We start from the raw sequence: 14,146 nt of genomic DNA, 5'->3' as shown, positions 1-14,146 counted from the left end.
TCATTATTAATTTTACTTAAATCTGTACCCAAAAACTCTATTAGCATTAATGTTGCTTTGGTGTCAATTTTATATTTTTTACCAGCTAATACTCTCCGAATCCAATCCGCTACATGATTCTCGTATAATTTTTTACTTTCATAAACCAACCCTACTTTATTAATTTCTTTATAGAGCGATTTACGTTTATCTATTTTTTTGTATTTATAGCAAATAACCAAGACTGTAGAGGGTTGTGGTTGTTTTGCGTAAGACACCAGTTTTTCAATAGTTCTAGATAAATCTTGTGCTTCTTTAACAATAACAACTTGCCTTTCCGCCATCATTGGAAAACGTTTGGCGTTGTCTATTATTTCTTCAATAGTTACATCTCTCCCATACAACACCATCTGATTAAAACCTTTTTCTTCTTCAGCAAGGATATTATTTTCAATGTATTCTGAAATTTTATCAATATAATACGGTTCTTCACCCATTAAAAAATAAATAGGATTTATATTTCCATTATTAATATCAGAAACTATTTTTGTAACGTCACTCATTTATATAAAAAAAAATTAGCATTTTTGCTGTATGCAACAATTGAATTTACCTACATATAAATTCAGAATCAAAAGTAGTGAAAATAAGCTTTTTATTTTTGATATCATTAGAAAAAAATATGTGATTTTAACTCCGGAGGAATGGGTACGCCAACATTTTGTCTGGTTTTTAATTGAAGAAAAAAATTATCCTATTTCTTTAATTGCTATTGAAAAAAAGCTAACCATCAATAAACTGACAAAACGCACCGATATTTTAGTTTTTAATACTGAAGGAAATCCAGATATTATAGTTGAATGTAAAGCGCCTTCCATTAAAATAACACAAGATACTTTTGACCAAATTGCGCGTTATAATCTAAAATTAAGCGCAAATTACTTAATTACAACCAATGGTTTAGAGCATTTTTATTGCAAAATGGATTTTGAAAACGAACGTTATCTTTTTTTGAAAGAAATTCCGATTTTTAAAAAAGAATGATAACAAAACTTTATAACTTTCAACTTCTCAACTTTAAAACTTTAGCTTAAGTTTGCATTTGTGAAAATAGCTCTTGTAATATTAAACTGGAACGGAAAACAATTGTTGGAAAATTTTATGCCATCTATTGTTAATTTTAGTACTGTAAATAATGTTGAAATATATGTTGCAGATAATGCTTCAACGGATGATTCTATAGCTTTTGTACAAAAAACATTTCCAACAGTTAAAATTGTACAAAATAAAAAAAACGGGGGTTTTGCTAAAGGTTACAACGATGCTTTAAAACACATTGATGCTGATATTTACGGCTTGGTAAATTCTGATATAGAAGTCACAAATAATTGGTTAGATTCCATAATTTCTACTTTTAAAACCGAAACAAATACTGCCATTATTCAACCAAAAATTTTGGATTATAAAAATAAAGAATTGTTTGAATATGCTGGTGCTGCTGGTGGTTTTGTTGACAAATACGGCTATCCATTTTGTAGGGGACGTATTTTTTCGGAATTAGAAAAAGATAACAGTCAATTTAACGATACTTCTGAAATATTTTGGGCTTCTGGAGCTTGCTTTTTCATTAAAGCTAGTGTTTTTAACCAATTAAATGGTTTTGATGAAGATTATTTTGCACATCAGGAAGAGATTGATTTATGTTGGAGAGCCAAAAATTTGAATTATAGCATAAAATATGTTGGAACTTCAACAATATTTCATGTTGGAGGCGCAACTTTAAAAGAAGAAAGTCCGAGAAAAACGTTTTTAAATTTTAGAAATAGTTTGTTTACATTGGTTAAAAACCTTCCAAAAAATCAAGTTTTTAAAATTGTATTTATGCGATTACTACTTGATGGAATTGCTGGTGTAAAATTTTTATTAGAATTCCGTCCAATGCATACGCTGGCAATTTTAAAAGCACATTTTAGCTTTTATGCTCAACTTTCTAAAATGTATAAAAAAAGAGGTAATTATAAAAAAAGAACTGATTATTTTACCATTAAAAGTATTGTTTGGGAACATTTTATTTTAGGTAGAAAAAAATATAGTGAGATCGGTTCAGATAACAATAACTGCAAGTAGCAATAATTATAGCTAATTGGCCTAGTAGATTTAATAGCTTTAAATACTATAAAAGACTTCGACTCCACTCAGCCACCGATTCTCATTTAAACAGCAACTTACTTAAAACCAAACTATTATCTATATAAAATCTTCAATACTTCCTTTACCTTCTCTAATAATTTCAATTCCATCATTAGATAAATCTATAACAGTTGACGCGTGATTATCACCATAACCACCATCAATTACTATATCAACTAGATCTCCCCATTTTTCAAAAATTAATTCTGGATCTGTGGTATATTCCAATAAATCGTCTTCATCGTAAATAGAAGTTGAAACTATAGGGTTTCCTAATTTTTTAACCAATTCTCTAATAATATTATTATCGGGAATACGAATACCAACAGTTTTTCTGTTTTTAAAAGCTTTAGGTAGGTTTGCCTTGCTTGGCAGTACAAATGTATAAGGACCGGGCAAGTATTTTTTTAAAATTTTATAGGTTTGTGTATCAATTTGTTTAACATAATCGGAGAGATTACTTAAATCGTAACATATAAATGAAAAATTAGCCTTGGCTAGTTTAAGACCTTTAATTTTAGCTACTTTTTCCATAGCTTTCATATTGGTAATATCGCAACCTAAGCCATAAACCGTATCTGTTGGATAAATAATTAACCCACCTTTTTTTAAAACCTCAACAACTTTATCAATTTCGCGTTCGTTTGGGTTTTCTTCATAAATTTTTATCAATTCCGCCATGTAAACTAGTAATTATATGTACCTGTGTACAAATATAGTGTAAAGAGAATGTATAAAATAAATCACTTCAACCCTGACTAAAGGTAAGCAGGTCTTCTCATTGCCCACACTTCGACTCCGCTCAGTGACCAACAAAAAATATAGACCGTGTTTACTTTAAGTTATGATTTATCTATTAATCTAAAACCTTCTCCGTGAATATTTAATATTTCTACATTTTCATCTCCTTTTAAATATTTACGTAATTTAGCAATATAAACATCCATACTTCTGGATGTAAAATAATTGTCGTCTCTCCAAATTTTAGTCAATGCTAATTCTCTGGGCATTAAATCATTTTTGTGCACAGCCAACATTTTTAATAATTTACTTTCTTTTGGAGATAATTTTTGAGTTTCTCCACCATCAAAAGATAAATGACGTAATTTTGAATTAAACTCAAATCTACCAATTTTAAATTCAAAAGTTTCTTCTTCAATATTTTGCTCTGTTTCTTTTCGTTGCATTATTGCTTTAATTTTGTACAATAAAACTTCAGAATCGAATGGCTTATTTAAATAATCATCTGCTCCTGCCTGATATCCTTTTAAAACATCTTCTTTCATAGTTTTAGCTGTTAAAAATATGATTGGAACTTCAGAATTTGTTGCTCTAATATCTTTTGCAAGTGAAAACCCATCTTTTCTTGGCATCATTACATCTAAAATGCACAAATCATAATCGTCGTTTTTAAACATAATTAAACCTTCTAAACCATCTTTAGCTAGGGTTACATTATAATCGTTTAACGATAGATAATCTTTTAAAACTGTTCCAAAATTAGGATCGTCTTCTACTAATAAAATTTTGTTATTTTCCATGTTTTTTTAATTTATATCAAAGGCAATTTAACTGTAAAAGTACTTCCAACTCCTTTTTCACTTTCTACAAAAATTTCACCTTGATGAATTTCGACTATTTTTTTCACATATGAAAGCCCTAAACCGTGTCCTTTAACATTGTGAATATTTCCTGTTTCTTCTCTATAAAACTTTTTAAAGATTTGTTTTTGAACATTTTTGTTCATTCCAATACCTTGATCTTTAATTTTAATAATTATATTTTTCGCAGTATTTTCTGTTGAAATATCTATTTTTGGAGCATTCTCAGAATATTTTATGGCATTATCAAACATATTAACAAACATACTGGTTAAATGAAATTGATTTCCTAAAACCTCTGTCAAATGCGCTTTCAAATCTGATTTTACGTATCCTCCTTTATCTCTAATTAGTAATTCTACATGCGTAATTGCTTCATCTATTATGTCGTGAATATCAACTGCTTCCTTACTAACATCTAATTGATTCTTTTCTAATTTAGATATTCTCAGCACATTTTCTACTTGCGCATGCATTCTTTTATTTTCATCACGAATCATTTTAACATAACGCTTCACTTTTTCTTCATCAGAAATTATTTTCGGGTTTTTAATTGCATCTAGGGCTAAATTTATGGTTGCGATAGGTGTTTTAAACTCGTGGGTCATATTATTAATAAAATCTGTTTTAATTTCGGAAATTTGTTTTTGCTTAATCAATTGATACAAAGCAGAAACAAACGCTAAAATTATAATAAGAATAAAAAATGCAGACAATAACAAAATTTTAGAGATCGATGATAAAATAAAATCTTTCTTCTCTGGAAATGTAACAAACAATTGAAAATCACTGTTTCCCTCACTATCGGCAAACATTGGCACCATATAACTTTTACCAACTTCTTTTCTAAAATAACCCGATTTTACTTGTGTTGCTAATCCGTTACTATAAATACCGTATTTAAAATCTGTATCTATTCCTTTACTTTTAAGTTCTCGATCTAAACGGTATGTAATTTCTCTATTACTTACTCTTTTGTGCACAGGTAACTTGCTTCTAGAAACATCAAACACACGTTCTAATTGCGATTTTTCAGCACCATCAAACCTACCAATTTTAACATAACGTTCTTCTGGCGGATTTACACCATTACTTTGATTGTCAAAATTTTGGTCTTTAACAATTACTATTTCCTCTCTGCTAAAAATTTCTTTAAAATCTATAGAATCATTTTCAAAAAATTCTGACGGAACTTTATAATTTTCTTCTATAATACTTTGAGAAAATGTAAAACGTTCGTTATTTACGGTATCTAATTTTTCGTAGATATAATTTCTAACATCAGAATATTTTAATTTTCTACCTTCGTCTTTAAATCTTTCTGTAATATCAATATAAAACTCGTTAAACTCGTGATCTTTAATGTCTTCAGAAACTTTTGCTAAGGCAAACTTTACATTTGAAGTAAATTGTTCTTCGGTAATTTGAATAGTATTTTTAATCCAAAATACTTGAACTGATATTATACCTATCAATGCAATACTCATTAAAACTATGATAAGTAGAAATACCCTTTTTCTCATTATTCAAAATTAAACATTTAACACAAATAACGTTCTTATTTAACTTTAGTTAACAACAATACTAATTTTTTAACACTTTATTAAGAAAATACTCATTTTCATCAAAGCTTCATTAAAATTTTATAAATGGTTGAAACTTGTGCTTTGGTGTTAAAAATATCGGAATTATTAATTACAAAATCAGCCTTTTTTACTTTTTCTTCATCGTTAAGCTGGTGTTGCATTCGTTCTAAAATTTGTTCTTTTGTTACGCCATCTCTTTTTATAATTCTTTCAATTCTTTCGTCAATATCTGTTGCAACCGTAATTATAAAATCACATAATGTATCACTGCCACTTTCAAATAAAATAGCGGCTTCATAAATAATTAGTTTTGAAGTTGATTTGTTAACAAAATTTCTAAAATCTTCTCGAACTGCCGGATGCACAAATGCATTTAAAGCGGCGAGCTTATCTTTGTCATTAAAAACAATTTCTGCAATAAATGCAGTATTCAACTTATTATCGACATAAGCCTTTTCTCCAAACAATTGTTTTATTTGGTAAATTAACTTTTTGTTGGAACTCATTAATTTTTTAGCTTCAATATCTGCTACATAAGTTGCACAACCAAGCTCTTTAAACATTTTTAAAACAGTTGTTTTTCCACTCCCAATACCACCTGTTAAACCTATTATTTTCATGCTTATATTGTTTTATTTATCTGTAAAAACATTATTTACTATTTGACAAATTAAGGAATGTTTCCTTTTAGAACCTTTTATTTTTGTAGTAAAAACTCTATGTGAGCTGGATTTATTTTTAGTGACGAAATATATTCACTTTTTTGTTTTATTATTGGAGTTAAAAATTGAGTTGTGGTATCGTTTTCATATTGTTTATAATCAAATACTACTAAAAAACTGTTTTCATTTATTTTATTAAAATTTGAAAGACCGGCTTGAAAAATAACTTCAATTTGTTTTGGAAAAGGGTTTACAGTAATTCCTTCTGGCTGGTTAATTACAGAAACGGGTATTTTAAAACTACCTTCTGTAAATTTATCGATTATTCCTGTTAACTTTACTGTATTAGTTGAAAGCACTACATTTTTCGTATTTTTTGGAATCACCAAATTTAGTTCCTCATTTATATTTTCATAAATATCATTTAATTTTAGTTGGGTTGTAGCAATATATTCAATTGAATCTATGTACCTATTTGGTCCAGAAATTACAATAGAATCTGGATTCACTTTTAATTTTTCAGTAAAATTATAACCTAGTTTAAACTGAATATCCGTTTTTGGAATTACAGGAACTTTTTTAGTAGTGTTTGTTCCTATTTCAATAAAAATAGTGTCTTGTAGAATGCGTATAATTTCTATATCTCCAGTTAACTGTGCATTTAAATTTGAAAGTTGTGTATTTGGTAAAATATAATAAGAAGCCCCTTTTTTTAACAAGTTATTTAAACTTAGACTAATTTTTTGAGCTTTAATTTTACGTTTTAATAAACTAAATCCGGGTGCCCTTATAGCAACTTCAACATTTGATATTGGCTGCACTTGTACTAACTTATCGCTCGATAAGTTTTTATAAACTATTTTAAATTCAGCTGTGCTTGTGTATGTTTTAGACAATTCAATTAACAACCATATAATTGAAGTAAGTATTAAAAAAAATACAAATACTTTTGTTTTACGATTATTTTGTAGTGTTAAATTCGATTTTTTCAAGCCTGTTTTCATTATCTGGAATAAATATTAAATATACAAAAAAAGTGAGCCAATGGGCTCACTTTTATAGTTATGTGTTATTTATTATTTTTTTGTAGTTGGCGCTAAATACTTTTTGCTTAGTTCCATTGAAATAGCTGAACGTTCAAATTTAATTTTTCCGGCACCTGTTTCAACAATAACCGTATTATCACTATCTACAATATCCATAATTTTTCCATGAATACCACTTGTTGTTACAATTTTAGCTCCTTTTGCAATTTCTGCCTGAAACTTTTTTTCATTTTTAGCTTTTTTCATTTGTGGTCTAATCATAAATAAATAGATCACAACAAACATTAGTAAAAATGGTAACATACCAGTTATTGAACTTGCGTCTGTTTGTAATAATAGAGTTGAATACATATTTTATGTTTTTTTAATTTTTAACTTTTTTTAACTACTGTTCCTTTTATTCTTATTAATTCTGTAACCTTTTCTGAATTGGTTTGTAACGTAATAGATTTGCTTTGTTTACCAAGTCTACCTCTAGAATTAAATGTAAATTTTAAATCTGCCGATGCACCAGGTGCAATTGGATCTTTTGGCCATTCTGGCACTGTACAACCACAAGTAGCTTTAGCACTTGTAATTATTAAATTAACTTTTCCTTTATTGGTGATTTTAAAAGTACCTTCTGCTATTTCACCTTCAATTAATTCGCCAAAATCGTATTCCGTTTTGTCAAATTCTACAATTGCAGACCCTAAATTTATAGCAGCATCTCTTTCTTTAGCACTTTCTAGATTTGAAGTATTAATTTTTGAAGTTGCATTTTCTTTACAAGAAAAAAATGCTAAACTCAACATCAAAACAACTAATATTTTAAAATTTTTCATATGTATATATTATTTTTTTAATGGTTACATGCTGTCTGCCTATCGGAAAGGTAGGTTCGCTATCATTAATTTTATTAATTGATAAACTTTTTAACATGCTCGTTTTATAAATAAATTTTTTGTAAAAATATAAAATTATAATAAGCCTCTCCCTATTTTATTCAATCTTTTTGTTACTGTAAAATCTTTTAAAATTTTATCTAAAACACCATTTATAAAGTAACTGCTTTTATTTGTAGAGTAATCTTTAGAAATTTCGATATACTCGTTAATAGTTACTCTAGATGGAATAGAAGGGAACTTTAAAAACTCACAAATTGCCATTTTAATTAAAATCATATCAATTTCGGCAATTCTATCAGCATCCCAGTTTGGCGTTTTATCTTGTACTTCTTTTTCAAATTCAGTATGATTTAAAACTACCTTTCTAAATAATTCGACAACAAATTTTTTATCATCATCATCTTTATATAAATGTCCTAAAAGAAAAGGTTTGTTTGGTTTTAACTGATTAATAGTCTTTAAAACCCATGTATTAACAAACGGAATATCATCCACCCAACCAATACTTTTATCTTCAAAATAATCAGCTAATTTTTCATTAGGAGCAATAATTTCTTTAAATAAAGCAGCTACAAACTCTTTATCTTCTTGAAAAGATGTTGTTTCAGAATTTATATATTTTTTATAAATAGTACTTTCTTTAGTAACTTTCCAAATATCATTAACATATTCAGTATCTAAAGTCCAATAATTTAATTTTTTATCTTCTAAATAATTATTTAAAGAAACACTTTCTTCTAATAATTTAAAAATAGCATTGTTAATAAATTTAGTTTTTGGATTTAATTCTTCTGAAGTTGCTAAAAACTTTTTTTGAGAAATTTTCATATTATTTTTCTCTAAGTTTTTAACTTCAACAAATAGTCGCAATATTAGCACATATAAATCGAACATTTTATCTATACTGTTGTAAAGGTATTTTTCTTCCTTGTCAAGTACATCATTTTTAGATTGAAGCATCGCATATACCGATTGCATAACTTTTACTCTAATATGTCTTCTATTTATCATTTAAAGAACTTTAAACATTTATTGTTTTATAAAGCGCAAAAATACTATTATTTTTTAGAAAAATTATTTTGTTTTTGTTTTTTTATTCAAAGTTAAATCTATCATAAAAAATCTGCTTTAAATTTATATTCATGTATATTCGTGCATTCAAATTGAATTGTTGTTTTTCCTTCTATGAAAGCCTTAAAATATCTAAATAAATACTTTTTAAAATATAAATACCGTTTGCTAATTGGGTTATTTATTACCTTTTGTTCTAAATACTTGGCACTTCAAATTCCACAATTAATTAGTAAGTCTTTAGATGCTTCTCAAGATTACAAAAATGGTTTAATTACAGATTTAACAGTTGTAAAAGCCGATTTACTAAATAATATTTTACTAATTATTGGTGCTGCATTACTTTCAGGGTTTTTCACTTTTATAATGCGTCAGACTATAATTGTAACATCTAGACTGATAGAATTTGACCTAAAAAATGAAATTTACCAACAATACCAACGCCTATCTCTAAATTTTTATAAGAAAAATAAAACGGGAGATTTAATGAACCGAATTAGCGAAGACGTAAGTAAAGTTAGAATGTATTTTGGACCTGCAATTATGTACTCTATGAATATGTTAGTACTTTTTGTTGTTGCTATTGTTAAAATGTACAATATTGATGTTACTTTAACGAATTACACTTTATTACCTTTACCTGTATTATCGGTTTCTATTTATGTTTTAAGTAGAATTATTAATAAAAGAAGTACTGTTGTACAACAATATTTATCGAAGCTAACCGCGAATGCTCAAGAAACATTTTCGGGAATTAGCATTTTAAAATCGTACGGAATTGAACAAAATGCAATTACAGAATTTGGAGGCCTTTCTTTAACTGCAAAAGAAAAGAACATCAACCTTTTTAAGGCACAAGCATTATTTTTTCCTTTAATGATTCTTTTAATTGGATTAAGTAACATTTTGGTTATTTACATTGGTGGTTTAAGATATATTGCCGGAGAAATTACAATTGGTGTTATTGCTGAGTTTATTATGTATGTGAATATGTTAACCTGGCCAGTTGCAGTTGTTGGTTGGGTAACTTCTATTGTGCAACAAGCGGAAGCTTCGCAAGAACGTATTAACGAATTTTTAAAGCACGAGCCTGAAATTAAAAATTTAGTAACAATAGCTTCCAAAATAAATGGTGCTATAGAATTTAAAGATGTTACATTTACGTATGATGATACGAATATTACCGCATTAAAAAATTTAAGTTTCTCATTAAAACAAGGAGAAACATTAGCTATCTTAGGGAATACCGGCTCTGGAAAATCTACCATTTTAAATTTAATTGCCAGATTGTACGATGCAGACTTTGGTGAAGTTTTAATTGATGGAAAAAATATAAAAGATATAAATCTAAATGATCTAAGGCAAAATATTGGCTTTGTACCTCAGGAGGCGTTCTTGTTTTCAGATACAATTAAGAACAATATAAAATTTGGAGACAATAATGCTTCAGATGAAAAAATTGAACAAGCTGCCAAAAATGCTTATATCCATCATAATATTATAGATTTTAATGAAGGTTATAATACGTATGTTGGAGAAAGAGGAGTTACATTATCAGGCGGACAAAAACAACGTATTTCTATCGCAAGAGCATTAATTAAAGATCCTAAAATATTAATTTTAGATGACTGTTTATCTGCCGTAGATACAGAAACCGAAGAAACAATACTCAATAATTTATATAAAGTTAGCCATAATAAAACTACTTTAATTGTAAGTCATAGAATTTCATCAGTCAAAAACGCAGATAAGGTTATTGTTATTGAAAATGGCACAATCGTACAACAAGGTACACATAATCAACTTGTTAATAAAGCTGGGTATTATAAAGAGTTATACGAACAACAACTTTTAGAAAAAGAATTATAAAAATTACGTTTTAAGTAAATTTATTTTATAGATTTGTGTAGAAATCTAAAAAAAAGATTAATAAAATAGAAAGTTAATTATGAGTGACAAAGAACATTTAGAACAAGAAGAGATATTCTCTCAGGTTCTTAGAGCAGGAAGAAGAACTTACTTTTTTGACGTAAGAGCAACAAAAGCAGAAGATTATTACTTAACAGTTACTGAGAGTAAAAAATTCACACATGACGATGGATCTTTCCATTACAAAAAACACAAAATTTATTTATACAAAGAAGATTTTGCAGAATTTAATGAAATGTTAAAAGCTGCTACTGATTACATTTTAAATGAAAAAGGTGAAGAAGTTATTTCTGAACGTCACCAAAAAGACTTTAAAAAACCATCAGAATTAAATGAAGACACTTCAAGTACAGAAAGTTTTACTGATGTAAATTTTGAAGATATTTAAAAAATAAACATATTTTTAGAACACCTCAATTGAGGTGTTTTTTTTGCTCTAAACTTATTTTTATGAAACCAATTAAACTAATTATCTTCTTAATTTATTGTGTATCCATAATAAATTGTACTCCTAAAAAACAACAAACACTTACAGTATTACAGTTTAATATCTGGCAAGAAGGAACCGTAATAGAAAATGGTTATAATGCAGTTATAAATGAAATTATTAACTCAAATGCAGATTTAATTGCATTAAGTGAAGTAAGAAATTACAACAATACCAATTTAAACGAGCGACTAGTTGCTTCATTAAAAGAAAAAGGATTTACTTTTTATTCAGAAAAAAGTGAAGATTCTGGAATACTATCTAAATATCCAATTATGGAGCAAACAGTAGTTTTTCCTCTAAAAAATGATCACGGATCCATCTCAAAAGCAATTATTAATGTAAACGGATCCAAAATTGCTTTTTACAGCGGACATTTAGATTATTTAAATTGTGCCTTATACTTACCTCGTGGCTACGATGGCTCAACTTGGGAAAAATTGAATACTCCTGTTACTGATATTCAAGAAATTGAAAAAATTAATTTACAATCTCAAAGAGATGATGCTATCAAAAGTTTTATAAAAGATGCAAAAAATGAAATTAAAAAAGGTAGCATTGTAATTTATGGAGGTGATAATAACGAACCTTCTCATTTAGATTGGACGGCAGTAACTAAAAATCTATATGATCACAATGGTGTTGTTATGCCTTGGAATGTCTCATTAAATTTAGAAAAAAATGGATTTATAGATACATATAGAACCGTATTTCCAAATCCTGTAACGCATCCAGGTTTTACATATCCTGCAAATAATACAGCAATTAATATTGAAAAATTAGCTTGGAGTCCAACTGCTGATGATAGAGACAGAATTGACTTTATTTTTTATTATCCAGATGCTAGAATTAAACTAAATAATTCGAAAGTTTTTGGACCAAAAAGTGATATATCAAAAAATAAACGTGTTTTAGAAAACACCCAAGATTTTTTTTTAGAACCTTTAGCTATTTGGCCAACAGACCACAAAGGTGTAATATCAGAGTTTACTTTGATTTTAGAGTAATTATAAGCATTTGTAGGAGTTGCACAAACAGAATAACCTTATAAATAGAACTTAGATATTCACAGAAAAAGCTTGTTTTTAAACACCGATAATTACAAGAAAGGCTGGCAATTTCTTAAATGCACTTATAATGCTGTGTTTAGTTTTAAATGAATAAATTACAATAATTTTTTTTTAAATATCGCAATGACAGATACTTCTGTAATTCTAAGAATGTCTTCCTTCTAATATTTTTACAATATCTTTTAAGGTATATCCTTTAGCCTGCAATAAAATTAAATAATGAAATAATAAATCAGCACCTTCATTTAAAAACAATTCATCATTATTATCTTTAGCTTCAATTACTATTTCTACAGCTTCTTCACCTACTTTTTGAGCAATTTTATTGATACCTTTTTTAAATAATGAAGCAACATAACTCTTTTCAGCATCTGCGTTTAATCTTCTTCCAGTAATTACACTTTCTAGTTCCGAAAGAAATCCGAAAGATTGCTCGTTGGTTTCATCCCAACAAGTATCTGAACCTTTATGACAAGTTGCTCCAACTGGTTTTACCTTAATTAAAAGTGAATCGTTATCACAATCATTTTTTATAGAAACTAGGTTTAAAAAATTACCACTCTCTTCCCCTTTTGTCCACAACCTATTTTTAGTCCTACTAAAAAAAGTTACTTTTCCTGTTGCAACAGTTTTTTCGTAAGCTTCTTTATTCATATAACCTAACATTAAAACTTGTCTTGTTACAAAATCTTGGATTATTGCTGGTACCAAACCATCACTATTTTTTTTGAAATCTATTTTCATTATTGATTTATTTTTAATCTTTTAATTCTTTCCTTCATTGCGAAGCAAATCCATCATTTGCTTTGGCAATCTGTTAATTATTAGTTATTAATGAACAGATTACTTCGTCGAAAACGCTCCTAGCAAAGACTCCATTAATTTATGCCCTAAGTACAATAATATCACCATTTTCAGCTTCTTTTAAAATAGTAGATGATTTCTCATTAATAACTTCGCGCTGCAAATTTACACTATAGTCCACGCTGTGCAAAATTGATTGCTCAATTTCTTTAAAACTTTTTGGTGTTGCATTTCCACTAACATTTGCAGAAGTTGAAACTATCGGTTTTCCAAACTGCCCAATTAACTCTTGACAAAATTTATTTTGAACAATTCTAATAGCAACCGTATTGTCCGCAGCAACAACATTTTTAGCCAAACCTTTTGGGTTACTATAAATTATGGTAGTTGGATTTGAAGATTTAGCCAATAATTCAATAATCTTATCTGAAACAACAGGCACATATTGTTGTAACATTTTAATACTATCTACTAAAATTATTAAGCTCTTACTTTCTGAGCGTTGCTTAATTTTATATATTTTATCGACAGCACTTTCTGAAGTTGCATCACAGCCAATTCCCCAAACAGTATCTGTAGGATATAGCAAAACTTTATGCTGTTGAAGCGTTTCTAAGCTATTTTTAATTTCTTGTAACATTTTTTAGAACCTTAAAAAACTGTAATAATTTTATGGTCTTCTGGTATTTTTGGTAAAGTTAAATAATCACCAATAATTGAATTATACTCATCAGGTAAAAAATTTACTTTTCCATCTTCAGGATAAAAGGTCATTTCTCCAAAAATAGTTTTATTATTTACTGAATAAAAATCTACTCTCACAAAAGGAAGATT

Annotated in this window: 17 protein-coding genes; 5 read left to right on the top strand and 12 right to left on the bottom strand. The window is 27.8% G+C overall.

The features are described from left to right. A partial coding sequence (holA, locus tag AB1Z17_RS04810; RefSeq protein WP_368050660.1) for a DNA polymerase III subunit delta occupies positions 1-542 on the bottom strand: 542 nt, incomplete at its 3' end. 31 nt (positions 543-573) lie between these two features. Between holA and AB1Z17_RS04805 the strand changes: the two genes are divergently transcribed. Together AB1Z17_RS04805 and AB1Z17_RS04800 are read left to right on the top strand one after the other, a co-directional pair. Beyond that, positions 574-1,023, top strand: coding sequence for a type I restriction enzyme HsdR N-terminal domain-containing protein (locus AB1Z17_RS04805; RefSeq protein ID WP_368050659.1), 450 nt, complete (start codon positions 574-576; stop codon positions 1,021-1,023). Positions 1,024-1,083: 60 nt separating this feature from the next. Continuing rightward, on the top strand, positions 1,084-2,106 hold the full coding sequence (locus tag AB1Z17_RS04800; RefSeq protein WP_368050658.1) for a glycosyltransferase family 2 protein: 1,023 nt from the start codon (positions 1,084-1,086) through the stop codon (positions 2,104-2,106). Positions 2,107-2,226: 120 nt separating this feature from the next. On the opposite strand, the gene AB1Z17_RS04795 is transcribed toward AB1Z17_RS04800, so the two are convergent. The 8 genes from AB1Z17_RS04795 to nusB form a co-directional block, all read right to left on the bottom strand. Continuing rightward, the gene (locus AB1Z17_RS04795) at positions 2,227-2,850 is read right to left on the bottom strand and encodes an L-threonylcarbamoyladenylate synthase (protein ID WP_368050657.1); all 624 of its coding nucleotides are present in this window, start codon (positions 2,848-2,850) and stop codon (positions 2,227-2,229) included. Positions 2,851-3,011: 161 nt separating this feature from the next. Further along, positions 3,012-3,710: a response regulator transcription factor gene (locus AB1Z17_RS04790; RefSeq protein WP_368050656.1), complete on the bottom strand. Its 699-nt coding sequence runs from the start codon at positions 3,708-3,710 to the stop codon at positions 3,012-3,014. An 11-nt stretch (positions 3,711-3,721) separates the two neighbouring features. Continuing rightward, complete coding sequence (locus tag AB1Z17_RS04785) at positions 3,722-5,257, bottom strand: sensor histidine kinase (protein WP_368050655.1); 1,536 nt, start codon at positions 5,255-5,257, stop codon at positions 3,722-3,724. Between the two features lie 137 nt (positions 5,258-5,394). Beyond that, positions 5,395-5,976: a dephospho-CoA kinase gene (coaE, locus tag AB1Z17_RS04780; protein ID WP_368050654.1), complete on the bottom strand. Its 582-nt coding sequence runs from the start codon at positions 5,974-5,976 to the stop codon at positions 5,395-5,397. A gap of 77 nt (positions 5,977-6,053) precedes the next feature. Beyond that, entirely contained in the window at positions 6,054-7,022 is a 969-nt protein-coding gene (locus AB1Z17_RS04775) for a CdaR family protein (RefSeq protein WP_368050653.1), read from the bottom strand. A 72-nt stretch (positions 7,023-7,094) separates the two neighbouring features. Then, the gene (gene yajC / locus AB1Z17_RS04770) at positions 7,095-7,415 is read right to left on the bottom strand and encodes a preprotein translocase subunit YajC (protein ID WP_368050652.1); all 321 of its coding nucleotides are present in this window, start codon (positions 7,413-7,415) and stop codon (positions 7,095-7,097) included. A gap of 20 nt (positions 7,416-7,435) precedes the next feature. Beyond that, positions 7,436-7,888: a DUF1573 domain-containing protein gene (locus AB1Z17_RS04765; RefSeq protein WP_368050651.1), complete on the bottom strand. Its 453-nt coding sequence runs from the start codon at positions 7,886-7,888 to the stop codon at positions 7,436-7,438. A gap of 135 nt (positions 7,889-8,023) precedes the next feature. After that, positions 8,024-8,962 carry a transcription antitermination factor NusB gene (gene nusB / locus AB1Z17_RS04760; protein WP_368050650.1) on the bottom strand — a complete coding sequence of 313 codons (939 nt, stop codon included), beginning with the start codon at positions 8,960-8,962 and terminating at the stop codon, positions 8,024-8,026. A 174-nt stretch (positions 8,963-9,136) separates the two neighbouring features. Here nusB and AB1Z17_RS04755 point away from each other — a divergent pair, with 174 nt between their 5' ends. From AB1Z17_RS04755 to AB1Z17_RS04745, 3 genes are all read left to right on the top strand, one after another. Then, a complete protein-coding gene (locus tag AB1Z17_RS04755) occupies positions 9,137-10,891 on the top strand; it encodes an ABC transporter ATP-binding protein (protein WP_368050649.1) in 1,755 nt (584 codons plus the stop codon). A gap of 79 nt (positions 10,892-10,970) precedes the next feature. Continuing rightward, positions 10,971-11,339 (top strand): PUR family DNA/RNA-binding protein, encoded by a 369-nt coding sequence (locus AB1Z17_RS04750; protein ID WP_368050648.1) that lies wholly within the window; start codon positions 10,971-10,973, stop codon positions 11,337-11,339. A 62-nt stretch (positions 11,340-11,401) separates the two neighbouring features. Further along, positions 11,402-12,445 carry an endonuclease/exonuclease/phosphatase family protein gene (locus AB1Z17_RS04745; RefSeq protein ID WP_368050647.1) on the top strand — a complete coding sequence of 348 codons (1,044 nt, stop codon included), beginning with the start codon at positions 11,402-11,404 and terminating at the stop codon, positions 12,443-12,445. A gap of 207 nt (positions 12,446-12,652) precedes the next feature. Here AB1Z17_RS04745 and hisIE read toward each other — a convergent pair whose 3' ends face one another. The 3 genes from hisIE to AB1Z17_RS04730 form a co-directional block, all read right to left on the bottom strand. Continuing rightward, a complete protein-coding gene (gene hisIE, locus AB1Z17_RS04740; protein ID WP_368050661.1) occupies positions 12,653-13,270 on the bottom strand; it encodes a bifunctional phosphoribosyl-AMP cyclohydrolase/phosphoribosyl-ATP diphosphatase HisIE in 618 nt (205 codons plus the stop codon). 121 nt (positions 13,271-13,391) lie between these two features. Further along, the gene (locus AB1Z17_RS04735) at positions 13,392-13,952 is read right to left on the bottom strand and encodes an L-threonylcarbamoyladenylate synthase (protein ID WP_368050646.1); all 561 of its coding nucleotides are present in this window, start codon (positions 13,950-13,952) and stop codon (positions 13,392-13,394) included. Positions 13,953-13,963: 11 nt separating this feature from the next. Continuing rightward, a partial coding sequence (locus tag AB1Z17_RS04730; RefSeq protein ID WP_368050645.1) for an ATP-grasp fold amidoligase family protein occupies positions 13,964-14,146 on the bottom strand: 183 nt, incomplete at its 5' end.

The organism is Lutibacter sp., from assembly GCF_040883305.1.
GTDB lineage: Bacteria > Bacteroidota > Bacteroidia > Flavobacteriales > Flavobacteriaceae > Lutibacter.
The sequence above is the reverse complement of the archived record's forward strand: the minus strand, read 5'-3'. Positions and strand labels throughout refer to the sequence as shown.

Coding starts and splice junctions, on each gene's coding strand:
- AB1Z17_RS04755 (WP_368050649.1), top strand. CDS start 9,137: ATGAAAGCCTTAAAATATCTAAATAAATACTTTTTAAAATATAAATAC.
- AB1Z17_RS04745 (WP_368050647.1), top strand. CDS start 11,402: ATGAAACCAATTAAACTAATTATCTTCTTAATTTATTGTGTATCCATA.
- AB1Z17_RS04765 (WP_368050651.1), bottom strand. CDS start 7,888: ATGAAAAATTTTAAAATATTAGTTGTTTTGATGTTGAGTTTAGCATTT.
- AB1Z17_RS04795 (WP_368050657.1), bottom strand. CDS start 2,850: ATGGCGGAATTGATAAAAATTTATGAAGAAAACCCAAACGAACGCGAA.
- nusB (WP_368050650.1), bottom strand. CDS start 8,962: ATGATAAATAGAAGACATATTAGAGTAAAAGTTATGCAATCGGTATAT.
- coaE (WP_368050654.1), bottom strand. CDS start 5,976: ATGAAAATAATAGGTTTAACAGGTGGTATTGGGAGTGGAAAAACAACT.
- AB1Z17_RS04805 (WP_368050659.1), top strand. CDS start 574: ATGCAACAATTGAATTTACCTACATATAAATTCAGAATCAAAAGTAGT.
- AB1Z17_RS04735 (WP_368050646.1), bottom strand. CDS start 13,952: ATGTTACAAGAAATTAAAAATAGCTTAGAAACGCTTCAACAGCATAAA.
- AB1Z17_RS04785 (WP_368050655.1), bottom strand. CDS start 5,257: ATGAGTATTGCATTGATAGGTATAATATCAGTTCAAGTATTTTGGATT.
- AB1Z17_RS04775 (WP_368050653.1), bottom strand. CDS start 7,022: ATGAAAACAGGCTTGAAAAAATCGAATTTAACACTACAAAATAATCGT.
- AB1Z17_RS04790 (WP_368050656.1), bottom strand. CDS start 3,710: ATGGAAAATAACAAAATTTTATTAGTAGAAGACGATCCTAATTTTGGA.
- AB1Z17_RS04750 (WP_368050648.1), top strand. CDS start 10,971: ATGAGTGACAAAGAACATTTAGAACAAGAAGAGATATTCTCTCAGGTT.
- yajC (WP_368050652.1), bottom strand. CDS start 7,415: ATGTATTCAACTCTATTATTACAAACAGACGCAAGTTCAATAACTGGT.